General features: G+C 72.5%; 25 protein-coding genes. 3 read left to right on the plus strand and 22 right to left on the minus strand.

Annotated elements, in window-relative coordinates; genetic code table 11:
• A partial coding sequence (locus tag BMY19_RS20095; RefSeq protein ID WP_139215651.1) for a GTP-binding protein occupies window positions 1-597 on the minus strand: 597 nt, incomplete at its 3' end.
• Between the two features lie 308 nt (window positions 598-905).
• Between BMY19_RS20095 and BMY19_RS20100 the strand changes: the two genes are divergently transcribed.
• Window positions 906-1769 carry an outer membrane protein gene (locus BMY19_RS20100; RefSeq protein ID WP_020093755.1) on the plus strand — a complete coding sequence of 288 codons (864 nt, stop codon included), beginning with the start codon at window positions 906-908 and terminating at the stop codon, window positions 1767-1769.
• Between the two features lie 167 nt (window positions 1770-1936).
• Here BMY19_RS20100 and phnN read toward each other — a convergent pair whose 3' ends face one another.
• The 9 genes from phnN to phnG are packed head-to-tail and all read right to left on the minus strand — an operon-like array spanning window position 1937 to window position 8643.
• A complete protein-coding gene (gene phnN, locus BMY19_RS20105) occupies window positions 1937-2467 on the minus strand; it encodes a phosphonate metabolism protein/1,5-bisphosphokinase (PRPP-forming) PhnN (protein ID WP_100252735.1) in 531 nt (176 codons plus the stop codon).
• Complete coding sequence (locus BMY19_RS20110; protein ID WP_100252736.1) at window positions 2467-3603, minus strand: alpha-D-ribose 1-methylphosphonate 5-triphosphate diphosphatase; 1137 nt, start codon at window positions 3601-3603, stop codon at window positions 2467-2469. Before BMY19_RS20110 ends, phnN begins: the two co-directional genes overlap by 1 nt.
• Before the next feature lie 11 nt (window positions 3604-3614).
• On the minus strand, window positions 3615-4322 hold the full coding sequence (phnL, locus tag BMY19_RS20115; RefSeq protein ID WP_100252737.1) for a phosphonate C-P lyase system protein PhnL: 708 nt from the start codon (window positions 4320-4322) through the stop codon (window positions 3615-3617).
• Window positions 4319-5092, minus strand: a complete 774-nt coding sequence (gene phnK, locus BMY19_RS20120; protein WP_100252738.1) for a phosphonate C-P lyase system protein PhnK — start codon at window positions 5090-5092, stop codon at window positions 4319-4321. The genes phnL and phnK overlap by 4 nt, the downstream gene beginning before the upstream one ends.
• Window positions 5089-5562, minus strand: a complete 474-nt coding sequence (locus tag BMY19_RS20125) for a GNAT family N-acetyltransferase (RefSeq protein ID WP_100252739.1) — start codon at window positions 5560-5562, stop codon at window positions 5089-5091. The genes phnK and BMY19_RS20125 overlap by 4 nt, the downstream gene beginning before the upstream one ends.
• A gap of 8 nt (window positions 5563-5570) precedes the next feature.
• Entirely contained in the window at window positions 5571-6458 is an 888-nt protein-coding gene (locus BMY19_RS20130) for an alpha-D-ribose 1-methylphosphonate 5-phosphate C-P-lyase PhnJ (RefSeq protein ID WP_020093761.1), read from the minus strand.
• The gene (locus BMY19_RS20135; RefSeq protein ID WP_100252740.1) at window positions 6455-7567 is read right to left on the minus strand and encodes a carbon-phosphorus lyase complex subunit; all 1113 of its coding nucleotides are present in this window, start codon (window positions 7565-7567) and stop codon (window positions 6455-6457) included. The genes BMY19_RS20130 and BMY19_RS20135 overlap by 4 nt, the downstream gene beginning before the upstream one ends.
• A gap of 3 nt (window positions 7568-7570) precedes the next feature.
• A complete protein-coding gene (gene phnH / locus BMY19_RS20140; protein ID WP_100252741.1) occupies window positions 7571-8158 on the minus strand; it encodes a phosphonate C-P lyase system protein PhnH in 588 nt (195 codons plus the stop codon).
• Window positions 8159-8160: 2 nt separating this feature from the next.
• Window positions 8161-8643: a phosphonate C-P lyase system protein PhnG gene (phnG, locus tag BMY19_RS20145; RefSeq protein ID WP_091980051.1), complete on the minus strand. Its 483-nt coding sequence runs from the start codon at window positions 8641-8643 to the stop codon at window positions 8161-8163.
• A 79-nt stretch (window positions 8644-8722) separates the two neighbouring features.
• Between phnG and phnF the strand changes: the two genes are divergently transcribed.
• A complete protein-coding gene (phnF, locus tag BMY19_RS20150; RefSeq protein WP_100252742.1) occupies window positions 8723-9466 on the plus strand; it encodes a phosphonate metabolism transcriptional regulator PhnF in 744 nt (247 codons plus the stop codon).
• A 163-nt stretch (window positions 9467-9629) separates the two neighbouring features.
• On the opposite strand, the gene phnE (BMY19_RS20155) is transcribed toward phnF, so the two are convergent.
• The 7 genes from phnE (BMY19_RS20155) to BMY19_RS20185 all read right to left on the minus strand — a co-directional run bounded on the left by phnE (BMY19_RS20155) (window position 9630) and on the right by BMY19_RS20185 (window position 15885).
• On the minus strand, window positions 9630-10496 hold the full coding sequence (gene phnE, locus BMY19_RS20155; protein ID WP_100252743.1) for a phosphonate ABC transporter, permease protein PhnE: 867 nt from the start codon (window positions 10494-10496) through the stop codon (window positions 9630-9632).
• Window positions 10493-11374, minus strand: coding sequence for a phosphonate ABC transporter, permease protein PhnE (gene phnE, locus BMY19_RS20160; RefSeq protein ID WP_020093767.1), 882 nt, complete (start codon window positions 11372-11374; stop codon window positions 10493-10495). The genes phnE (BMY19_RS20155) and phnE (BMY19_RS20160) overlap by 4 nt, the downstream gene beginning before the upstream one ends.
• 16 nt (window positions 11375-11390) lie before the next feature.
• On the minus strand, window positions 11391-12317 hold the full coding sequence (phnD, locus tag BMY19_RS20165; protein WP_012320793.1) for a phosphonate ABC transporter substrate-binding protein: 927 nt from the start codon (window positions 12315-12317) through the stop codon (window positions 11391-11393).
• A 131-nt stretch (window positions 12318-12448) separates the two neighbouring features.
• Window positions 12449-13297 carry a phosphonate ABC transporter ATP-binding protein gene (phnC, locus tag BMY19_RS20170; RefSeq protein ID WP_020093769.1) on the minus strand — a complete coding sequence of 283 codons (849 nt, stop codon included), beginning with the start codon at window positions 13295-13297 and terminating at the stop codon, window positions 12449-12451.
• 114 nt (window positions 13298-13411) lie between these two features.
• A complete protein-coding gene (locus BMY19_RS20175; RefSeq protein WP_100252744.1) occupies window positions 13412-14032 on the minus strand; it encodes an LbetaH domain-containing protein in 621 nt (206 codons plus the stop codon).
• Window positions 14025-14711: a DUF1045 domain-containing protein gene (locus BMY19_RS20180; protein WP_091980041.1), complete on the minus strand. Its 687-nt coding sequence runs from the start codon at window positions 14709-14711 to the stop codon at window positions 14025-14027. The genes BMY19_RS20175 and BMY19_RS20180 overlap by 8 nt, the downstream gene beginning before the upstream one ends.
• Before the next feature lie 25 nt (window positions 14712-14736).
• Window positions 14737-15885 carry a ceramide glucosyltransferase gene (locus tag BMY19_RS20185; protein ID WP_100252745.1) on the minus strand — a complete coding sequence of 383 codons (1149 nt, stop codon included), beginning with the start codon at window positions 15883-15885 and terminating at the stop codon, window positions 14737-14739.
• Window positions 15886-16094: 209 nt separating this feature from the next.
• On the opposite strand from BMY19_RS20185, the gene BMY19_RS20190 reads away from it, so the two are divergent.
• Complete coding sequence (locus BMY19_RS20190; protein ID WP_100252746.1) at window positions 16095-17723, plus strand: inorganic phosphate transporter; 1629 nt, start codon at window positions 16095-16097, stop codon at window positions 17721-17723.
• An 89-nt stretch (window positions 17724-17812) separates the two neighbouring features.
• Here BMY19_RS20190 and BMY19_RS20195 read toward each other — a convergent pair whose 3' ends face one another.
• The 5 genes from BMY19_RS20195 to BMY19_RS20220 form a co-directional block, all read right to left on the minus strand.
• Complete coding sequence (locus tag BMY19_RS20195) at window positions 17813-18064, minus strand: hypothetical protein (protein ID WP_100252747.1); 252 nt, start codon at window positions 18062-18064, stop codon at window positions 17813-17815.
• Between the two features lie 3 nt (window positions 18065-18067).
• Window positions 18068-18475 carry a Ros/MucR family transcriptional regulator gene (locus tag BMY19_RS20200; RefSeq protein WP_020093775.1) on the minus strand — a complete coding sequence of 136 codons (408 nt, stop codon included), beginning with the start codon at window positions 18473-18475 and terminating at the stop codon, window positions 18068-18070.
• Between the two features lie 475 nt (window positions 18476-18950).
• Window positions 18951-20279: an MFS transporter gene (locus BMY19_RS20210; RefSeq protein ID WP_056523767.1), complete on the minus strand. Its 1329-nt coding sequence runs from the start codon at window positions 20277-20279 to the stop codon at window positions 18951-18953.
• A gap of 339 nt (window positions 20280-20618) precedes the next feature.
• Entirely contained in the window at window positions 20619-21545 is a 927-nt protein-coding gene (locus BMY19_RS20215; protein ID WP_020093778.1) for a hydroxymethylglutaryl-CoA lyase, read from the minus strand.
• Complete coding sequence (locus BMY19_RS20220; RefSeq protein WP_020093779.1) at window positions 21542-22735, minus strand: CaiB/BaiF CoA transferase family protein; 1194 nt, start codon at window positions 22733-22735, stop codon at window positions 21542-21544. The genes BMY19_RS20215 and BMY19_RS20220 overlap by 4 nt, the downstream gene beginning before the upstream one ends.
• Between the last annotated feature and the right edge of the window lie 29 nt (window positions 22736-22764).

The raw sequence follows: 22764 nt of genomic DNA on the forward strand, positions 1-22764 counted from the left end.
GTCCACGGTCGCCATCAGCGCCAGGACCGCCTCCTTGCCGATCTTCGGCTCCTTGTCCTCGAGCGCCATCAGCGCCGAGCCCTTGGTGATCGGGATGTCGTCGCCCGGGAAGTCGTACTTGGAGAGCAGCTCGCGCACCTCCAGCTCGACCAGCTCCAAGAGCTCCTCGTCGTCGACCATGTCGACCTTGTTGAGGAACACCACCAGCGCCGGGACGCCGACCTGGCGGGCCAGCAGGATGTGCTCGCGGGTCTGCGGCATCGGGCCGTCGGCCGCCGACACCACCAGGATCGCGCCGTCCATCTGCGCCGCGCCCGTGATCATGTTCTTCACGTAGTCGGCGTGGCCGGGGCAGTCCACGTGCGCGTAGTGACGGTTCTGCGTCTCGTACTCCACGTGCGCCGTCGAGATCGTGATCCCGCGCGCCTTCTCCTCAGGCGCCTTGTCGATCTGGTCGTAGGCCGTGAACGTCGCCCCGCCCGTCTCGGCCAGGACCTTCGTGATCGCCGCCGTCAGAGACGTCTTGCCGTGATCGACGTGGCCGATCGTGCCAATGTTGCAGTGCGGCTTGGTGCGGGAGAACTTTTCCTTGCCCATGATTCCCATTCCTGCGGCGGGGACCACGCAAGGGCCCCGAATCCTGGTCCGCCGCCCCGAAGTTCCGACAGGGGCGAAAAACGCGGTCCGCTTAGAGGGTCGGCCGCCAGGGATCAAGCTCCGCGACGCGCGGGGGCCCGCCGACTGACCGCGCTGTCAAGCTGCGGATGCGAGTCTTGAACGGAGAAAGATCAATCACAGGCAGTATCCGCGCCGCTTTCGCGCCACAGTGTGGCTTCGCGGGCATAGCGGGATCCGTGCGGCCGAGCTTAAGTGGCGACAACAACGCGTCACCTCGGACCCCCGCCATGATGAAGAAGCTCCTCCTCGCCACCGCCGCGACGGCCCTGGTCACGACGGCCGCCTCCGCCGCCGACCTGCCGCGTCGCGCCGCCCCGCCGCCGGTCTTCACGCCGGTGCCGGTCTTCACCTGGACGGGCTTCTACGCCGGTCTCGAGTCCGCCTACACCTTCACCGACCGTGAGCGCATCACGACCGTCGGCGTCCAGCCCGGCAACGCCACCAACGTCGCCCTCGGCCGCCGCCCGTTCGCGACCTCGACCTCGCAGGACGGCTTCGCCAACATCGGCGGCACCGCCGGCTACAACTACCAGTTCACGCCGGGCGCCGGCATCGTCGTCGGTATCGCCAACAGCATCGACTGGACGGACATCACCAAGAACCGGGTCGTGCTCGGCACCGGCAACGTCGCCGGCGGCCCGCCGAACATCAGCCAGTTCCGCCAGAGCCTCGACTGGCTCGGCACCCTCACCGGCCGCGTCGGCTACGCCTTCGACCGCGTCCTGGTCTACGGGATGGGCGGCCTCGCCTACGGCAACGTGTTCCACGACGCCAACTTCTACACCCCGGGCGGCCGCCTGCAGTTCGCCGGCCGCTACGACGACTTCAAGACCGGCTTCGCCTACGGCGGCGGCATCGAGTTCGCCCTGCCGACCGACAGCTTCCTGAACACCTTCGCGCTCGGCCGCTACATCGGCATCAAGTACGACGCCATCACGGTGAAGGCCGAGTACCTGCACTACGACCTCGGCAGCCAGAACGTGCTCGTCGGCGCGGTCCCGGGCGTGGGCAACGGCGCGTACATCTCGCGCTTCCGCACCGAGGGCAGCATCGTCCGCGCCGGCTTCAACTACAAGTTCGGCGGCATCTGAGTCGGACGACCCCGGGGGCTCCCCGGCGGATCCCAGCGAGGGCGGGTTCCGGCATCGGCGCCCGCCCTTTTTCGTGGGTCGCGCGCGCCGCGCGGCCGGCGCGTGAGACCCGGATCGCGCCCCGCGAACCGCGACCGGGATCGCGGCCCGAGCCGCCGAGAGCCGCGTCAGCAGGCGCGCAGGTGCGCGACCAGCCGCGCGGCCGCCTCATCCGCGGCGCCGGTATTGAGGATCGTCAGGTCCGCGGTGACGCTGCCCTCGCGGGCGAGACGCGCGGCCAGGTCGCCGTCCTGCGCGCGGCCGCGGGCGGCGATGCGCCGCGCCAGGATCTCGGGCGGCGCCGTAATCTCGACGACGCTCACCCGCCGGCCGGACTCCCGCGCCCCCGCGACGACGCGGCGCGAGACGTTGCAGACCACCACGTGGCCTTCCGCGACCCGCCGGCCGACCGCCTCCGGGAGCGCGTAGCCGAGGCCGTGGGCGCGCCAGCTCAGGGTGAAGCGCCCGGCCGCGCAGCCCTCGGCGAAGGCGGCCTCGTCGATCTCGTCGTTGTCCTCGTCGGCCGAGGGCGGGCGGGTGACGAGGCGGCGCGGGAAGACGTAGCGCGGGTCGTCGGCGAGCGCCGCCCGGGCGAGCCGGATCAACGTGTCCTTGCCGGCCCCGCTCGGGCCGACCACGAGGACGAGGCAGCCCGCCATCAGGCGACCCGCCGGCCGGCGCGCCAGACCTGGCGGACCACCGGCACGCCCTCGGCCCGCTGCACGCGCACGAGGTCGGCCCGCAGCCCGGGCGCCAGGGCGCCGCGATCGGTCAGGCCGGTGGCGCGGGCGGGGTTCGACGTGACGGTGGCGAGCGCCGCGGGCAGCGTGATCCCGGGCGCCTGCTCGGGCAGCAGGAAGGCCGCCATCAGCAGGCTCGCCGGCACGTAGTCCGACGACAGGATGTCGAGGTGCCCGGCCTCGGCCAGCGCCAGGGCCGCGACGTTGCCGGAATGCGAGCCGCCGCGAATCAGGTTCGGCGCGCCCATCATCACGGTGATGCCCAGCCTGTGCGCGGCCTCGGCCGCCTCCAGGGTGGTGGGGAACTCGGCCAGCCGCACGCCCTCGCCGACCGCGAGGTCAACGTCGGCCAGGGTGGTGTCGTCGTGGCTCGCGAGCGGGATGCCCATCTCGCGGGCGAACTGGACGAGGGCCGGCCGGTTCTTCGCGTTGAGCGCCCGCCCGTCGCGGACCTTGCGCTCGGTGTTGGCGCGGATCTCCTCCATGGGCCGGCCGCCCCGGGTGGCGTAGGTGTAGTACTTCTCCATGTCGCGGAACTGCCGCTGGCCGGGCGTGTGGTCCATCAGCGAGATCAGCCCCACCGGGTAGCGGGCCGTGAAGTCCGCCACCGTGTCGAGCACGTCCAGGGAGGGCAGCTCGCAGCGCAGGTGCGTGAAGTGCTCGGCCCGGAACAGGTCCCCGGCCCGTGCGGCGGCGATGGCGCCGGCGAGCTGCTCCAGCTCGGAGCCGAGGCCGCTGCCGTCCGGGTCGCTGCCGGCGCGCAGCGAATCGAACACCGTGGTGATGCCCGAGGCGGTGATCTGCGCGTCGTAGGCCAGGACGGCGCCGAGGGGGTGCCAGCGCACCTTCGGGCGCGGCGCGAAATGGCTCTCCAGATGGTCGGTGTGCAGCTCGATCAGCCCGGGGATCAGGTGGTCGCCGCCGAGATCGAGGCCGCGCGCGGGCGGGCGTCCCTCGCCGATCTCGGCGATCGCCCCGTCCGAGACCGCGAGCCAGCCGCGCTGCACCCGGTCCGGCAGGACCAGGGTCGCGTTCTCGAGGATGAAGTCGTCCATCGTGAGGATCCTCAGGCTGCCCGGGCGCGCGGCGCGAAGCGGGTGACATCGACCACCCGGGTCGCCACAGCGTCGCGCATCTCGCTGTCGTGGAAGATGCCGAGCACGCCCGCCCCGGCCCGGAGCTTCTCGCGCACGAGCTCGGCCACCACGGCGCGGTTCTCCGCGTCCAGGGAGGCGGTGGGCTCGTCGAGGAGCAGGAGCGGCCGGTCGGCGATCAGGCCCCGGGCGATGTTGACCCGCTGCTGCTCGCCCCCCGAGAAGGTCGCGGGCGGCAGGCTCCAGAGGCGCTCCGGCAGGTTGAGCCGGGCCAGCAGGGTCTCGGCCCGCGCGCGCGCCGCCGCCTCGGGCAATCCGCCCTCGCGGCCCGCGGCCTCGACGACGTCGAGGGCCGGGACCCGCGGGATCACCCGGAGGAACTGCGACACGTAGGCGATGACCCGGGCCCGCAGCGCCAGGACCGCACGCGGGTCGGCCCGGACGACGTCCACGACCGTCGCGCCGTCGCGGACCAGGATCGCGCCGCCGTCGCAGCGATAGTTGCCGTAGGCCATCTTCAGCAGCGAGGATTTTCCCGCGCCGGACGGGCCGCCGAGCACCACGCACTCGCCGGGCTCCACGGACAAGCTGACATCGCCCACCACCGGCAGCACGACGCCGCCGCGCAGGTGCAGGGTGAAGCTCTTGGCGACGTCCTGGAAGGTCAGAAGCGCGGTCATGCGGCGAGCACCGAGGCGACGAGGAGCTGGGTGTAGGCGTGCTCGGGATCGTCGAGCACCCGGTCGGTGAGGCCGGTCTCGATGACCCGGCCGGCGCGCATGACCATGATCCGGTGCGAGAGGAGCCGCGCCACCGCGAGGTCGTGGGTGACGATGATCACCGCGAGCCCCAGCTCGGCCGAGAGCCGGCGGATCAGGTCGAGGAGCCGGGCCTGGACCGAGACGTCGAGGCCGGAGGTCGGCTCGTCCATCAGCACCAGGCGGGGACCGGTGACGAGGTTCCGGGCGATCTGCAGGCGCTGGCGCATGCCGCCGGAGAACCGCGTCGGCGGGTCGTCGATCCGGTCGGCGGCGATCTCGACGCGGCCGAGCCAGTCGAGGGCCTGGGCGCGGATCCGGCCGTAGTGGCGGTCGCCGAGCCCCATCAGCCGCTCGCCGACATTGCCGCCGGCCGAGACCGCCATGCGCAGGCCCTGGGCCGCGTCCTGGCGGACGAAGCCCCACTCGGTGCGCATCAGCGCCCGGCGCCCGGCCTCGCTCAGGGTGCCGAGGTCGCGCAGCGCGCCGTCGCGCATCCGGTAGGCGACCGTCCCGGAATCGGGCGCCAGCTCGGTGGCGATGAGGGAGAGCAGCGTCGACTTGCCGGACCCGGACTCGCCCACGATGGCCAGCACCTCGCCGGGCACGAGGTCGAACGACACGTCGGCGCAGGCGAGGCGGGCGCCGTAGCGCTTGGTCAGGCCGCGGACCTGAAGCAGGGATTCGCTCATCGGGTCGCCTCCGCGGCGTCGGGCAGGAAGGGGGGATCGAGGCGGAAGCTGTAGCCGTAGCGCTCGAAGCCGAGGCTCTCGTAGAAGACGTGGGCCGGCTTGGCGTCGACGTTCGACGACAGGGCGAGCTTGTAGCAGCCCCGCGCCTCGGCGAGCCGGGCCGCCTCGTGCATCATCGCCCGGCCGAGACCGCCGCCGCGGTGCCGGGACGCGACCACGACACTCTCGACGAGCGCCGAGGGCGTGCCCCAGTGGGCGATGTTGTCGAGGATGACGAGACAGAAGGTGCCGACGACAGCGCCGTCGCGTTCGGCCACGTAGAGCCCGTAATCGGGATAGGCCGCGAGCCGGTCGAGCAGCGCCCCGGCGTGTGCCAGGGTCGCCACCCGCCCGCCATTCAGCTCGGCGTAGAGGTCGAGGATCGCGGGCAGGTCAGGTTTCCCGGCCCGGCGGACCGTGAGGTCGGTCATAGCGCGTCTCATGCCGCGTCCCCCGTGCCGACATGGCCGTCCGCGCGGCGCCCCTCGCAATGGTCGGTGTCCGAGCAGACGAACATGCGCCGGCCCGCATCGTCGAGCAGCACCTCGTCGAGATAGACGCCCTCGGCACCGCACAGCGCGCAGGGATGCTCGAACGCCTGGATCCGGAACGGGTGGTCCTCGAAGTCGAGGCTCCGCACCCGCGTGTAGGGCGGCACCGCGTAGATCCGCCGCTCGCGGCCCGCGCCGAAGAGCTGGAGCGCCGGGCAGTCGTCCATCTTGGGGTTGTCGAATTTCGGCGTCGGCGACGGGTCCATCACGTAGCGGCCCGCCACCTCCACCGGGTACGCGTAGGTGGTGGCGATGTGGCCGTGGCGGCTGATGTCCTCGTAGAGCTTCACGTGCATGGCGCCGTACTCGGCCAGCGCGTGGAGCTGGCGGGTCTCGGTCTCGCGGGGCTCGAGGAAGCGCAGGGGCTCGGGGATCGGCACTTGGTAGACGAGGGTCTGCCCCTCGGTGAGCGGCGTCTCGGGGATGCGGTGGCGGGTCTGGATCACCGTCGCCTCCGCGGTGCGGGTGGTGGTGGCCACCCCGGAGGTCTTGGCGAAGAAGCGGCGGATCGAGACCGCGTTGGTGGTGTCGTCGGCGCCCTGGTCGATGACCTTCAGCACGTCCGAGCGGCCGAGGATCGCGGCCGTCACCTGCACGCCGCCGGTGCCCCAGCCGTAGGGCATCGGCATCTCGCGGGAGGCGAAGGGCACTTGGTAGCCCGGCACCGCGATGGCCTTGAGGATGGCCCGGCGGATCATCCGCTTCGTGCCCTCGTCGAGATAGGCGAAGTTGTAGCCCGGTTCGCTCTCCGGGCGGTGCGCGATCGCGGCGCTCATTCGGCGGCCTCCTGCATCTCGACGGTGTCGGACCCGCGCTCGAACTCGGTACGTAGCCGGCGAACCAGCTCCAGCTCGGCCTGGAAGTCGACGTAGTGGGGCAGCTTCAGGTGCTCGACGAAGCCGGTCGCTTGGAGACTGTCGCAGTGGGCCAGCACGAATTCCTGATCCTGGGCCGGGCTCGCCACCGGCTCGCCCAGCTCCTCCGCGCGGAGCGCCCGGTCGACCAGGGCCATCGCCATGGCCTTGCGCTCGCTCTGCCCGAAGCTCAGCCCGTAGCCGCGGGTGAACTGGGGCGGGGCCGCCCCCGAGCCCTTGAACTGGTTGACCATCTGGCACTCGGTCAGCCGCACCCGGCCGAGCGGCACCGCGAAGCCCAGTTCCTCGGGCACGAACTCGACCGCGACCTCCCCGACCCGGATCTCGCCGACGAACGGGTGGGTGCGGCCGTAGCCGCGCTGCGTCGAGTAGGCGAGGCCGAGCACGAAGCCCTCGTCGCCCCGGGCCAGCGCCTGAAGGCGGAGCGCCCGGTCAGCGGGGTAGTCCACCGGCTCGCGGGTGAGGTCGCCCGCGGGCGCGCCGTCGTCCGGGGGCGAGGGCTCGATCAGGCCGTCCCGGGCCAGCAGGTCGGTGACCCGCGGGCAGGTGCCGGCATCGGCGCGCGGCGCGGCCTCGGCGGCGGGCTCGATCCCGGCTTCGGACTCGGCCGCGAGCGCGAAGTCGACCAGTCTGTGGGTGTAGTCGAAGGTCGGCCCGAGCACCTGCCCGCCGGGCAGGTCCTTGAACGTCGCGGAGATCCGGCGCTCGACCGCCATGGCGCCGGTGTCGACCGGGGCGGAGGCGCCGAAGCGCGGCAGCGTGGTCCGGTAGGCGCGGACCAGGAACACCGCCTCGACGACGTCGCCGCGCGCCTGCTTGAGCGCCAAAGCCGCGAGGTCCGGATCGTAGAGCGAGCCCTCAGTCATGACCCGGTCGACGAGCAGCGCCATCTGCTCCCGAATCTGCTCGACGGAGAGCTCCGGCACCGCGGGGTCGCCGCGGCGGGCCTCGGCGAGGAGCCGGTGGGCGTTGTCGATGGCGGCCTCGCCGCCCTTCACGGCCACGTACATGGATCAGGCCTCCGTCACCGTCGTGGAGCGCGGCAGGCCGGCCACGCGGCCGGGCGCCGTGAGGATCAGGTCGACGCCGAGGGGGAAGGCCGCCCGGTTCCCCGCGAGCTGCGCCGCGAAGCCGTCCGGCAGGGGCGCCGGCGCGATCCCGGCGGTGCCCCGGATGCCGGGGCCGGACAGGCGCAGCCCCTCCCCCTCCGCGAGCGCGTCGAGGGCGAGCACCAGCGTCGTGGCGGTGTCGGGATAGGCCGGCGTCCCGGCGGCGAACTCCGCCAGCGGCGGGCAGCGCGCCGGGTCGCTGACCAGCGCGAAGGCCGCCGCGGCCGGGTCGCCGGTGAGCGGCGCGCCGGTGTGGAAGCGCAGGTATTCCGCGACCTCCGGCGCCGCGGCGAGGGCCGGATCGAGCCAGACCGGCGTGTCGGCATCGGTGAGCGTCAGCGCGACGGCGGCCAGTTCCGGCGTCAGGGGCGCGGGCGGCGCGAGGTCCGGCGTGAGGGGCCGGACGCGTCCGGGGCGGGCGAGGGCGTCCATCACGGCGCGGAACGTGTCCTGCGCGTCGTGAACCGGGTCGGCGAAGCCGGGGGCGAGCATGCTCAATCCTCTCCGCGGGCGAGGGTCAGGAAGTCGACCCGGGTGGCGGCCGTGCGCCGGGCGGCCCGATCCCGGGAGGCCGCGAGCCGCCGGGCGGCGGGCTCCAGGGCGGCCTCGACCCGGGCGCGCCGAACCGGATCCTGCCAGAGGGCGTCGAGGATCGCGGCGAGCCGCGCCTTCGCGCGGTCGCGGCCGAGATGGTAGGCGAAGCCCGCCGGACCGTCCGCGAGGCGGATGGCGGCCCGGGTCACGCTGACCTCGCCGAGATTGAACGGGCGACCGTCGCCGCCGATCCGGCCCGACGCCATCACGAGACCGGTCTCAGGCGGACGCAGGTCCGCGGCCGCGGGGGCTTCGAGGCCCGACACGGCCGCCTCGAGGGCCGCCTCGAGATCCGCGCGGCTCGCCTCGGCACAGAGGGCCATGACCGCTTGGCGCGCCGCGGTCTCGCCCTCGGATCCCGGATGTCTCGGGGTCGTCGTCATCGCGAATCCCTTCGTCGCTCGGTTGTCTAGGTGTATAGACAACTGGCGTGCGTCGCACAAATGAAGTTTGGATGACAGGATGGATGCGCAGGAGCAGGCGGCCGGCCTCGTCCGGGGCGAGGGGCTGACGGCGTGGCGGCAGATCGCCGACGCGCTGACGGCCGAGATCGCGGCGGGACGCTACGCGCCGGGACAGCAGCTCCCCGCCGAGGCCGCCCTGGCGACGCGGTTCGCGGTGAACCGGCACACGGTGCGGCGCGCCCTCGCGGCGCTGGCCGAGGGCGGGCTCGTGCGCGCCAGCCAGGGCCGGGGCACCTTCGTGGAGGAGGCGCCGCTCGCCTACCCGATCGGGCCGCGCACGCGCTTCTCCGAGATCGTCGCCGGGGCCGGGCGCGAGGCCTGGGGCGACCTCGTCGCGGCGACCACGGTCCCGGCCGGGACCGAGCAGGCGGCGTCCCTGGCCCTCGCCCCCGGCGCGCCGATCCTGGAGCTGCTGACGGTCCACCGGGCGGACGGCGCCCCGCTCTCGACGGCGCTGACCTGGCTGCCGCTGCCGCGCTTCGCGGGTTTCGCCGAGGCCTACGCGGCGCGCGGCTCGATCACCCGGGCCTTCGCGACCTGCGGCGTCCACGACTACACCCGGCTCTCGACGCGGATCCGGGCCCGCCCCGCGGACTCCGCGGAGGCGCAGCGCCTCGACATCGCGCCGGCGCGGGTCGTGCTGGTGGTGTCGAGCGTCAACATCGATCCCGCCGGCGTGCCGATCCAGGCGAACCGCACCCTGTTCGCCGCCGACCGCGTGGAGCTGGTGATCGGCGGGTGATGCGATGTCCGCGCGACCTCCGCGCGACCTCCGCGCGATGTCCGCGCGATGTCCGCGCGAGGGCCTCGGCACTCCGTCCTCGCGAGCGGAGCGAAGCGACCCGGGGCAGCGCGACCCTGGGTCATTGCGCTCCGCGCGTGATGCCGGAAAGCCGAGGCCTCCCTCAGCGCGCCGCCGGCCCGATGATCGCCCGGCGCAGGCGGGTCGAGACCCAGTCGATCGCCGCCACGGTCACGAGGATCATCAGAACCAGGAATGCGACTTGCTGCAGCTCCAGCACGCGGATCAGCTCGGTGAGGTACTGGCCGATGCCGCCCGCGCCGACGATGCCGATGATCGTCGCCGAGCGGGTGTTCGACTCGAAGAAGTAGAGAACCTGGCTCGCCAGCACCGGCAGCACCCCGGGGATCAGCCCGAAGCGGATGCGGTGGAGCGCCGAGCCGCCCGAGGCGACGACGCCCTCGCCGGCCCGCTTGTCGCAAGTCTCGATCGCCTCCGAGAACAGCTTGCCGAGCGCGCCGAAATCCGAGCACGCGATCGCGAGCGCCCCGGCGAACGGGCCCAGGCCGACGACGTTGATCCAGATCAGCGCCCAGATCAGCACGTCGACCGAGCGCATCACGTCGAGGCCGCGGCGGACCGCGAACCGCGCGAACGGGTTGGGCACGACGTTCCGCGCCGCCAGGAACGCCACCGGGAAGGAGAGGATCGCCGCCGTCAGCGTGCCCAGGAAGGCGATGCCGAGGGTCTCGCCCAGCGCGTGCAGGAAGGTCCAGAACTGGCCCTCCGGCGATGGCGGCAGCATCAGCACCGCGAAGGTGCCGAGCCGCCCGAGCCCGTGGAGGATCCGCGCCACCGAGAAGTCGAGGCGCCAGTAGCCGAGCGCCGCGAGTCCCACCAGGACGACGAGCAGGGCGGCGAGCCGCGCCCGCCCCGGCCAGTCGGTGCGGAACTGCGCGGGGTAGCGCGCGCGCAGGCGGCCGAGGTCGGCCCGGGCCGCCGCTCGCAGGGTCTCGGGACGCGCGCTCATCGGGCGTGCTCCGCGCCGATCAGGCGGTGGCGGACCCGCTCGGTGACGAGGTCGATGCAGAAGACGGTCAGGATGATCAGCACGAGGATCGCGCTCACGTCCGCGTAGTAGAAATTGCGGATCGCCACGAGGAATTCCTGGCCGATGCCGCCGGCGCCGACGAAGCCCATCACCCCGGCGCCGCGCACGTTGATCTCGAAGCGCAGCAGCGCGTAGGAGGCGAAGTTCGACAGCACCTGCGGCAGGACCGCGAAGCGCACCGTCTGGACCCAGGTCGCGCCCGAGGCCGACAGGCCCTCGACGGGCCGCATGTCGATGTTCTCGACCACCTCGGAGAACAGCTTGCCCAGCGCGCCCGTGGTGTGGATCGCGATGGCGAGCACGCCCACCATCGGGCCGAGGCCGAAGGCGATGACGAAGATCAGCGCGAACACGACCTCGGGGACGGTGCGGCACAGTTCCAAGAGGCGCTTGGCGCCGACGCGCAGCACGCGCGACCGCACGAGGTTGGCGGCGGCCACGAAGCTGAGGGCGAAGCCCGCCAGCCCCCCGAGCAGCGTCCCGAGATAGGCCATGAGCAGGGTCTCGCCCAGCAGGCCCAGCCATTTGGGCAGGCCCCAGTACCAGGCGCGGACGTCCTCCAGCGGGTGCTCGAGGCTGATCGGCGGCAGGATCTGCTGGATGTAGGCGGTGAACTTGCCGATGTTCTCGGCGAAGACCAGCGGCCGCACCTCGGCGATCAGGCCCGCGACCACGGCGAGCGCCGCCACCAGGGCGAAGCCCGCCAGCGTGCGGCGGCGGGCCTCGCCGGTCGCCGCCGCGTAGAGGCCGGAGAGGGCGGCTGCCCGCTCCGGCGACAGGGGTGTCAGACCGCGCAAGGCGGGCGGCTCCGGATCAGGACTTCCGACGCTGCTCGTCGTTGAACCGCAGCATGTCGATGATCGGCTGGTAATCCTTGAGGGTCACCGGCGTGAGATCCTGGTCCTTGCCGTCGGAGAGCCGGTCGAACGCGGCCTTGTCGGCCTTCGGCAGGGCCACGAAGGCGTCGCGGATCTTGGCCTTCAGGTCGTCCGGCAGGCTCGCCAGCACGGCGAAGGGCCCCTCCGGCAGGAAGTCGGACTTGAACACGACCCGGAAGTCCGACTGCTGCATCGGCGTGCCGTCGGGCTTCTTGAGCATGCCCTTGGCGGCCATGCGGGTGACCATCGTGTCGGTCTCGGAGTTCCACAGGTTGGCGGCGGCGTCGGCCGTGCCCTGGGTGAGCGCCAGGACGGCGTTCTCGTGGCTGCCCGCGTAGAAGGTCTTGCCGAAGAACTTCTCGACGTCGTAGCCGGCCCGCTTCAGGAAGAAGCGCGGCGCCTGGTTGCCGGAGGTGGAGTTCGGATCGACCAGCGCGAGGTTCTTGCCCTTGAGATCCTCGACGGTCTTGTAGGGGCTGGAGGCCAGCACGTAGACCACCGAATAGTAGCCCGAGGCGCCGGTCTCGTGCTTCTGGTTGACGATCGGCTCGATCTTGACGCCGGTCATCACGGCCCGCGCGAACGAGGCCGGCCCGTACCACGCGATCTGGATGTTGCCGGCGCGCTGGCCCTCGATCACGGCGGCGTAGTCGCTCGCCACCCGCAGCTTGACCGGCACGCCGAGCGTCTTGGTCAGGTAGGCGGTGAGCGGCGCCCAGCGGTCGGCGGTGCCCGAGGCGTTCTCGGCCGGGATCACGCCCAGCGTCAACTCCGGATACTGGGCCTTCCAGTCCTGGGCGGCGGCCGGCAGGCCGAGGAGGGCGAGGGCCGCGGCGGCGGCGAGGGTGCGTCGGGTGATCATCGGGTCGTCCTTCGTGGCGTCGGCGAGGTTCGGCCGGCCGGAGGCCGGTCGGGCGTTTCCAAGACGGTGCGCTCTGGCGGTGCACTCTGGCGGTGCGCTCTGGCGGTGCTTGTTGGGGCCCGGGGCCCGGATCAGGCGCCGAGGGCGGCCTCGCGGACCGGGCGGACCGGCACGAGACCGGGCCGGCCCGGCATCGCGGCCCGCTGCTCCGCCTCGCGCTGCGCGGAATCGTCCAGCACCTCGCCGGCCTCCAGGCCGTAGAGCCGGCGCGCCACGTCCTCGGTGAGGTCGAAGGGGCCGCCCTCGAACACGACCCGCCCGGCCGCGAGGCCGACGAGGCGGTCGCAGTAGGCGCGGGCGAGGTCGAGGGAGTGCAGGTTGCACAGCACCGTGATGCCGTAGCGCCGGTTCACGTCGGCGAGCGCGTCCATCACGAGCCGCGTGTTGCGCGGGTCGAGCGAGGCGACCGGCTCGTCGGCGAGCAGGATCTCGGGTTCCTGCACGAGGGCGCGGGCGATGGCGACGCGCTGCTGCTGGCCGCCCGACAGGCCGTCGGCCCGCTGGCCGGCGAACTCGCCCATGTCGAAGCTCTCCAGGGCGGCGAGGGCCATGGCCCGGTCCTCGGCGGACCATTGCCGGAGCAGGGCGCGGTGGGTCGGCACGTGGCTGAGGCGCCCCATCAGCACGTTGGTCATGACGTCGAGCCGGCCGACGAGGTTGAATTGCTGGAAGATCATGGCGCAGCGGGTGCGCCACTCGCGCAGCGGGCGGCCGCGCAGGGTGGTGACCTCGCGGCCGTCGTGGAGGATGCGTCCCGAGCTCGGATCCGCCAGCCGGTTGATGAGGCGCAGCAGCGTCGACTTGCCGGCACCGGACCGGCCGATCACCCCGACGAAGCTGCCGGGCTCGATCCGGAGCGACACGCCGTCGACGGCGCGTCGGTCGCCGTACTGGCGCGTGAGATCCTCGATAACCAGCATGCCACCATCCGCCGGGGAACGGCCGCACGTAGACGCCGGTTTGACGACGATTGGATGACGTATTCGGAACGATTATATTTGCCGGCGCAGCATCTCGGCTTTTCGATAGCCGACTTAATCTTCGTGGCGCTCCAGGAATGCTTCGATGGGCAGCCCGCGGAAATCCGGCAGCGCCCGGCGCAGGCGCTCGTGGTCCCAGTCCCACCACGCCAAGCGAGTCAGACGGTCCGCGACGGCCTCGGGGAAGCGGCGCCGGACCGGCCGGGCGGGATTGCCGACGACGATCGTGTAGGGCTCGACGTCGCGGGTGACGATGGCGCCCGCCCCCACCACCGCGCCGGTGCCGATCGTGCGCCCGGGCAGGACGACCGCGCCGTGGCCGATCCAGACATCGTGGCCGATCGCCACCGGGTTCGCCCGGCGCCGGTCGAAGAAGGCGGGCTCGTCCGATTCCTCCGGCCAGTAGGCGCGGGCCCGGTAGGTGAAGTGCGCCTGCGACGCCCGCTCCATCGGGTGGTTGCCGGGATTGATCCGCACGCTGGCGGCGATCGAGCAGAACTTGCCGATCGCGGTGTAGATCACCTCGCCGTCCTCACCGATGTAGGAATAGTCGTCGAGGGTCGTCTCGGTGAGGCGGGTGCGGGCGCCGACCTCGGTGTAGCGGCCGAGGCGGCTGTCGACGACCCGGGCGCTCGGATCGAGCGCGGGTTCGAGGCCGAGGGGGCGGTCAACCACGGGCCTCTCCGAAGGGCAGGCGCGCCAGGAGCCGGAACGGCCCCGACCCGTCCTGGGTCAGGAGGCTGACGGCGTCGATCCGCAGGGGCTCCGGTCCCGCGGCGGCGTAGGCCTCGGACAGGCGCCGGTGCCAGAGGTCGCGCTCCGCCTCCGGCAGGGCGTCGGTCAGGGTCATGTGGAAGCGGAAGGCCTCGAACACGTAGGGGTAGCCCCAGCGGTCGAGGAGCGCGCGGCCGCGCGGGTCGAGGCGCTCCGGCCGGCGCTTGGCGCGCTCGGCCTCCGTGAGCGGTGCCCGGAACGGGTCGAGGGCGGCGACGCACTCGGCGGCGAGGAGCCCGAGCTCCGGCGGGGGTGTCTCCGGCACCAGGGCGAGGAACGGCCCGAGGGCGGCGACCCGAAGCGGCCCCACCGCCACCGGCGGGTGCGCGGCCGCGAGGGCGCGGGCGGCGGCCACGAGGTCGGCCTCCCCGGTGCCCGGGGCGAGGCGCAGCGGCGCCTTGAGGGTGGCGTGGAACCCGTAGACCCGCGCGCCCGCCGTGACGGGTGCGAGATCGCCGAGCCCCTCCGGGTGCGGCACCGGCAGCCCGGTGACGTTGTCGGTGCCGAGGATCGCCCGGCCGAAGGCTTCGAGGCGCGAATCCGGGGCGGGCAGCCAGTAGAGGGCGTAGCGGCGCGACACGTCAGGGTCTCCGATCGCCGGGCGGTCAGGCCGTCGGCGCGTAGGTGCGCGCGTCGGCGGCCCGCCGGGGGCGCACGTCCATGGCATTGCCCCGCCACACGATGGCGCTCCGCATCCAGGCGCCGACCCAGATCGCCGGGATCAGGGCATCGCGCGCCAGGAAGGCGGCCAGCGTGCGGGGCGAGCGGTGCCAGCCCGCGCGGACCGCGAGCCGGTGCTCGGCGGCATAGCACAGGGCGGCGAGGCCGGCAGCGCCCGCGAGGCCCGCGAGGCTTCCAGCCCAGAGGGCGACGAGGAGCGCCGGCAGCAGGACGCCGCTGCCGATCTCGGGGGCGAAGAACAGCGGGAAGGTCACGCGGCGCAGGCGCGCCCAGCGCAGCTGCCGCGACCAGACCTCCCGGAAGCCGCGCGGGCCGAGCGGCTGCTCGAACGGGCTCGCCACGAGGTGGACCCGCTTGCCGGCGGCACGCACGAGCTTGGTGGCGGCCGCGTCCTCGGCGATCTCGGCCGCGAGCGCCTGGAGGCCGCCCTGCGCCTCCAGGAAGGGCTTGTGCCAGAGCATGCTCTTGCCCTGCGCGAAGCCCAGCCCGAAGGCCTCGGCGGCGTATTGCCAGCGCGCCTGCAGGGTGTTCAGGAAGGCGCACTCCACCTCCGCCATGAAGCTGCCCGGGCGGGCGCCGGCCGGGGTGGAGCAGACGAGGCCGGTATCGGCGCGCCACGCCGCCTGCAGCCGCTGCAGGTAGTCCGGCGGCATGGCGACGTTGGAATCGGCGAGCACCACCCAGTCGTGGGCGGCGGCGCGCCAGCCGCGCAGGCAGTTGTTGAGCTTCGGGTTCGCGCTGACGCGCTCGTCGCCGAGGATCAGGCGGGCGGGCACGTGCGGGTGGGCCTCGATCAGGCGCTCCACCATCGGGACGATCGGGTCGGCCGGGTCGGCCACGCAGAAGATCAGCTCGTAGGACGGGTAGTCGAGACGGAAGCTGCGGAGGAGCATCTCCTCGCTGTAGGCCTCGACCCCGCGCAGGGGGCGGACCAGGGAGACGGGCGCGCCGTCCGGGAACCGCGACGGGCCGTGGTCCCGGCCGAGGCGCCGGGCCGCGACGGCGATGCTGCCGATCTGGACGACGGCCAGGAGCGCGCCGAGGGACAGGGCCGGCACCGTGGCGTCAATCATGCGGATCCCTCGTGCGATCGGGCGAGCGGTCCGGTCCGCTAGCGGCCGGACCGCGTCAGGCGTGTGACAGCGCCGCCCGACGCTCTCGGACACGCTCTCGGACACGCTCTCGGACACGCTCGCCGACGCGCGGCGTCGCGGGCCGTCACCCAACCGTCACCGCGCGGTTTTAATCCCCGCTCACCACGAAAGATTCCGCGCGAGGGTTCATGTCCGATACCGCCGTGATGCCGTCGGGGGCGGTGAAAGGCCGGCAGGCGGGCGGCCCGCGCCTCGACCACGGGATGCATCTCGGCGGTGTCGTCGCGTTCCTCCTCGTCCTCGTGGCGGGCCTGGGCTACGCGGTGGTGAGCCTCATCGCGGACATGAACGCGGTCGGGGAAGCGCCCCTGGCCTACGGCGCCTTCGCGCTGCTCGGCCTCGCCCTGCTGATCGCCCTCGCCTTCGAGTTCGTGAACGGCTTCCACGACACGGCCAACGCGGTCGCCACGGTGATCTACACGCACTCGATGCCGCCGCTCGTCGCGGTGATCTGGTCGGGCGTGTTCAACTTCCTCGGCGTGATGCTGTCCTCGGGCGCCGTGGCCTACGCGATCGTCACGCTGCTGCCGGTCGAGCTGATCCTCAACGTCGGCTCGCACGCGGGCTACGCGATGATCTTCGCGCTGCTGCTGGCGGCCATCATCTGGAACCTCGGGACCTGGGCGTTCGGGCTGCCGAACTCGTCGTCCCACGCGCTGATCGGCTCGGTGCTCGGCGTCGGCCTCGCCAACCAGCTGATGAACGGCGGCGACGGCACCGCGGGCGTCGACTGGACCCAGGCGCTCAACGTGTTCAAGGCGCTGCTGTTCTCCCCGGTCTGCGGCTTCGTGCTCGCGGCGCTGCTGCTGCTCGCCCTGAAGGTCACGGTCCGCCGCAGGGACCTCTACGAGGCGCCCGCGGGCGAGGCGCCGCCGCCCCCGTGGATCCGCGGCCTGCTGATCCTCACCTGCACGCTGGTCTCGTTCTTCCACGGCGGCAATGACGGGCAGAAGGGCATGGGCCTGATCATGCTGATCCTGATCGGCGCCGCCCCCACCGCCTACGCGCTCAACCGCACCATGGCGGACGACACGACGCCCGCCTTCGTGCAGGCCTCGACGGCGGCGAGCGCGGTGTTCTCCGCCCGCGCCCCCGGCGCGGCGGTTCCGGACGCCGCCGCCGCGCGCCGGACCGTGACGGAGGCGCTCAAGACCAAGGCGCTGAACACGCCGCCCGTCTACGCGGCGCTGGCGGCGCTCTCGGACGACATCGCCGCCAGCGTGAAGAATTACGGCGCGATCCGCACGGTGCCGGCTGCCCAGACCCAGAACCTGCGCAGCGACATGTACCTCGCCGCCGACGCGGTGCGCGTCCTGCCGGGCGCCGGGGCGGACTTCTCGGAGGCCGACAAGGCCGACCTGAAGCGCTACGCGGGCCTGCTCAACGACGGCACGCGCTACATCCCGGGCTGGGTGAAGGTCTGCGTCGCCCTGGCGCTGGGTCTCGGCACCATGGTCGGATGGAAGCGCATCGTCGTCACGGTGGGCGAGAAGATCGGCAAGACCCACCTGACCTACGCGCAGGGCGCCTCGGCCGAGATCGTCGCCGCCGGCACGATCGGGCTGGCCGAGCTCTACGGCCTGCCGGTCTCGACCACCCACATCCTGTCGTCGGGCGTCGCCGGCACGATGGCGGCCAACGGCTCGGGGCTCCAGATGTCCACGGTGCGCAACATGGCGCTCGCCTGGATCCTGACCCTGCCGGCGGCGATCACCCTCGCGGCCGCTCTGTTCTACCTCCTGCGCCACCTGTTCTGACGCGGGCCCGGCCGGACGGGCCGGAGACCGCGCTCCGCCCCCCGACGAAGCGACCAGGTCTCCGGCTTCCCGCAGCGCGCCCCGGCGCTTCAGGAACTCGCCATCGCCCGCACGAAGGCCAGGCAGGTCCGGCGCGCCGCCGGACTATCGATCGCCACGAAGGCCGAGACGAGGTCGGCCGCCTGGGTCATGGCCGCGTCGGGCCGGTCGGCATCCGGGTAGAAGCTCGCCACCGGCACGTCGAGGATGCCGGCGATGCGGCTCAGGGCGTCGCTCGTGCGCGCCGCCCCCGGGGACGGCGCGCGGTCCCGGGCCGGATCCGCGGAAGCGTCGGGCGCCATCGCTCAGGCCGCCTTGTGGCCGAGCTGGATCGCCCGGGCGATCTCCGAGCGCCGCGCGGCGTAGCCCGGGGCCACCATCGGGTAGTCGGCCGGCAGGCCGTACTTCGCCCGGTACCGCTCGGGGGTGAGGCCGTGCGCGGTGAGGTGGCGCTTCAGGGTCTGGTACGACCGGCCGTCGATGAAGCTGATCAGGCCGTCCTGCTGGATCGAGGCGTCGACCTGCGACTGGCTCAGCCCGACCCCGCCGAACTCCGACGGCGCGCAGCGGAGCACCGCGATCGCCGTGTGCACTTGGTCGATCAGCGCCGGCAGCGCCGTGACCTCGATCGCGTTGCGCGAGACGTAGGCCGCGACGATCGCGCCGACCTTCTCCAGCATGAAGGTTGAACGGTGGTCGGTGAGGTGGTCCATCTGAGACATCGCTGTTCGAGGGCATCCCGATCCGCGCGCTCCGTCTCCGGTGGACCCGCTCGCGCGGGCTTTGCGGGACGAAACCGAGGCGACGGGCCAGCCGAGGGATTTCTACCTCAAGTTGATTTCACTCCGTTTCTTGAGGTTGCAGATAATATACAATATGAGCGGCCAGCGGTTTGTCCGGCAGCGCGAGGTTTTTTGCTCCACCGCGCAACCGGCGGCATTCCCGCCATGGTTACTGATACGTTCACAGATTTCGGTCGCTGAGATCGGCGTCTGAACGGATATCGGCATCGGCCGATCCCGGCGGCACGCAACCTCGGGGGGCCCGGCGCCGATCCGGGACCGCTCGGTCGCGGCGGTCGCGCGCCTGACCGATCCCGCCCGCGCGGCGTGCGGCGACGCCCGTCTGGCCCCGCTCCGGGGCCAGACGCGACCCGCCGCACCGGCCGCGCCGGGGCGGCGGTCCATGTCACGCCGCGCGGTCGCTCCGGCGCAGGCTCGCCGGCATGGCGAAGAGCGCCAGCCCGGCGGCGACGAGGCAGAGCACGCCGATCCCGTAGAGCGCGGGCGTCGTCGAGCCGGTGAGATCCTTCACCCAGCCGACCATAACCGGGCTGACGATGCCGCCGAACTGCCCGAGGGTGTTGATCAGCGCGATCCCGCCCGCCGCGCCGACGCCGGTGACGAGCTTGGCCGGCAGCGTCCAGAAGGTCGGGATCGAGGCGACGATGCCGGCGCCGAGGAGCGCCAGGGCGAACATCAGCGGCACGATATGCTTGTCGAACAGGCCGGCGCCGAAGAAGCCGAGCGCCGCCGCGATGGCGAGGCCCGCGACGAATTTCGGCCGCTCGCCCGAGGCGTCGGACAGGCGCCCGATCACCACCATGCTGATCGCCCCGCAGATGTAGGGGATCGCCGTCAGGAACCCCACCGAGGCCGCCTGCCCGCCGCTCGCAGTCTTGATCAGGTCCGGCCCCCAGAAATTCAGGCCGTACGAGCCGATCTGGAGCAGGAAGTAGATCAGCGCGATCATCAGGAAGCCGGGCTGCTTGATCGCCCCGATCAGCGAGTGGTCGCCGATGTCCCGGTTGTGGTGTGCGATCCGGCTCGACAGGAGCGCCTTCTCGGGCTCGGACAGCCAGCGGGCATCGGCGATCCGGTCGTCGAGGCGCGTCAGCACGAGCATTCCGAGCACGAGGCAGGGCAGGCCGCCGGCCAGGAACAGCCATTGCCAGCCGGCGAGGCCGCCGACGCCGTTGAGGCCGCCGAGGATCAGGCCCGCCACCGGCGCCCCGAAGATCCCCGAGAAGGCCGAGGCCACGAACATAAACGAGGTGATGCGGCCGCGATGCGAGGCCGGGAACCAGATGGTCAGGTAATAGAGGATGCCCGGCGCGAAGCCCGCCTCCATGGCGCCGATCAGGAAGCGCAGGGCGTAGAAGTGCCACTCGCTGCGGATGAAGATCATCAGCGCGGTGGCGATGCCCCAGGAGATCATGATCCGGGCGATCCAGCGCCGCGCCCCGACCCGGTAGAGGAACAGGTTCGAGGGCACCTCGAAGATCACGTAACCGACGACGAACATGCTCGCGCCGAGCCCGTAGGCGACGTTGCTGAAGCCGAGGTCGCTCTGGAGCTGGAACTTGGCGAAGCTGATGTTGATGCGGTCGAAGAACGCGAACATGTAGCAGATCATGATCAGCGGCATGAGCCGCCACGCGACCTTGCGGACGACGCCGGTCTCCGTCACCGCGCCGGCCTCGGCGGCGGCCGGCGACCCGGACAGGGCTGCGGTCATGGTTTCCTCCGTGGTGTGTTCTTGAGGGACGTGTCGTGGGCGGTGCCGCCTTCGGGCGGGCGGCTTCCCGCGAAGTCAGGTTCGGGCGCAGCTCACGGCACACGACGGCGACGCCGCCTTCGCCGGACGAGGCGCGGGTACCCTCTCCCGTGCGGGAGAGGGACAGGGTGAGGGATCAGGTCTGTCCGGATGAGAAGCGTCCTGCCGGCGCGTCGACGGTGTGCCGCATCCGGAGAGTTCTCATCCCTCACCCCGACCCTCTCCCGAACGGGAGAGGGAGCGCGTCGCGTCCAAAGCGTGGGGCGGGCCATTGTGAGCCCGCCCCTCCCCGTCTCCGGCTCAGGCCGCCCGGGCGGGGGCCGGATGCAGGTCGCAGGGCCGTCCGGCCTTGGCGACCTGGCCGGGCACGTCATGGCCGACGAGGCGCGGCAGGTCCCGCGACAGGCCGATCAGCGCCGGGAGGTCGAGGCCTGTCGGCAGGCCCATCTCGTGGGCCATGCTGACGAGATCCTCGGTGCAGATGTTGCCGGTGGCACCGGGCGCGAACGGGCAGCCGCCCAGGCCGCCGAGCGCCGCATCGAAGCGCCGGGCGCCCGCGTCGTAGGCCGCCAGCACGTTGGCGAGGCCGAGGCCGCGCGTGTTGTGGAAGTGGAGCGTCAGGCGCCCGGGACCGACCAGGGGCAGGACCCGCGCGACGAGGCGGCTCACCTGCCGGGGATTGGCCATGCCGGTCGTGTCGGCCAGCGTCACCCCGTCGACGCCCAGCGACAGGTAGCGCTCCACCTGCGCGACGACCCTGTCGGCCGGCTGGTCGCCCTCGAACGGGCAGCCGAAGGCGGTCGCCACCGTGGCGTTGGTGCTGAGTGGGGCGCCGCGCACCGAATCCATGATCCGCGCGAAGCCGGCGATCGAGTCGGCCGGGCTCATGCCCATGTTGGCGCGGTTGTGGGTCTCACTCACCGAGGCGACGAGGTTGATCTCGTCGACCCTGGCGGCGAGCGCCCGCTCGGCGCCCTTCGGGTTCGGCACCAGGGCGACGTAGACGGTCCCGGACCGGCGCCGGATCCCGGAGAAGACCTCGGCCGCGTCGGCGAGCGCCGGCACCGCCTTCGGCGAGACGAAGGACGAGACCTCGATCCGGCTGAAGCCGGCCGCCGCCAGGGCGTCGATCAGGCGGATCTTCTCCGCCGTCGGCACGAAGACCGGCTCGATCTGGAAGCCGTCGCGGGTCGCGACCTCCTGGACGATCAGCGCGTCGCCGCTCATGCCACGGCTCCCTTCTCGCGCAGCGCGGCGATGCGCGCCGGGTCGAGACCGAGCTCGGCGAGCACGGAATCGGTGTGGGCGCCGAGGGCCGGCCCCTGCCAGCGGACCTCGCCGGGCGTGTCGGAGAGCTTCGGGACGATGCCGGGCATCTTCACCGCGGTCCCGCCGGGCAGCTCCGCCTGCAGGATCATGTCGCGCGCCTGATAATGCGGGTCGGCCACGATGTCGGCCACCGAGTAGATGCGGCCGGCCGGCACGTCGGCGGCGTCGAGGGCGGCGAGCGCCTCCTCGACCGTCTGCGTCTTCGACCAGTCGGCGATGGTGCCGTCCAGCATGGCGGATTGCCTGGAGCGGCCCTCGTTGTTGCGCAGCGCCGGGTCGTCCGCGAGGTCGGGCCGGCCGATCGCCGTCATCAGGCGGCGGAAGATCGGGTCGCTGTTGCCGGCGATGACCACGTAGCCGCCGTCCCGCGTCGGGTAGGTGTTCGACGGGGTGATGCCCGGCAGGGCGCCGCCGGTGCGGGTGCGGACCTCGCCCAGCAGGTCGTATTCCGGGACGAGGCTCTCCATGACGTTGAACACGCTCTCGACGAGCGAGACGTCGATGACCTGACCGGCGCCCTGCCCGGTCTTGACCCGCAGCAGGGCCATCAGCGCGCCGATGACGCCGTGGAGCGAGGCCAGGGTGTCGCCGATGCTGACGCCGACCCGGGCCGGCGGGGCCTCCGGGCTGCCGGTGGTGAAGCGGATCCCGCCCATCGACTCGCCGATGGCGCCGAAGCCGGGCCGGTCGCGGTAGGGGCCGGTCTGGCCGTAGCCGGAGATCCGGACCATCACGAGCTTCGGGTTGAGGGCGGAGAGCACGTCCCAGCCGAGGCCGAGCTTCTCCAGGCCGCCGGGACGGAAGTTCTCGACCACCACGTCGGCGCTCGCGGCGAGCTGCTTGACGATGTCGAGCCCCTCGGGCGACTTCAGATTGACGGCGATCGACTTCTTGTTGCGCGACTGCAGGTACCACCAGAGCGAGGTGCCCTCGTGCATCTTGCGCCACTTCCGGAGGGGATCGCCCTCACCCGGGGGCTCGACCTTGATGACCTCGGCGCCGAACTCGGCCATCAGCCGCGTCGCGAAGGGCGCGGCGATCAGCTGACCGAGCTCGAGAACGCGGATACCGCTGAGCGGACCGGACACGGCTTTCCTCCATCGTTTGTTGCCCCGGA

Origin of the sequence: Methylobacterium sp. UNC300MFChir4.1 (assembly GCF_900110155.1) — a bacterium.
GTDB lineage: Bacteria > Pseudomonadota > Alphaproteobacteria > Rhizobiales > Beijerinckiaceae > Methylobacterium.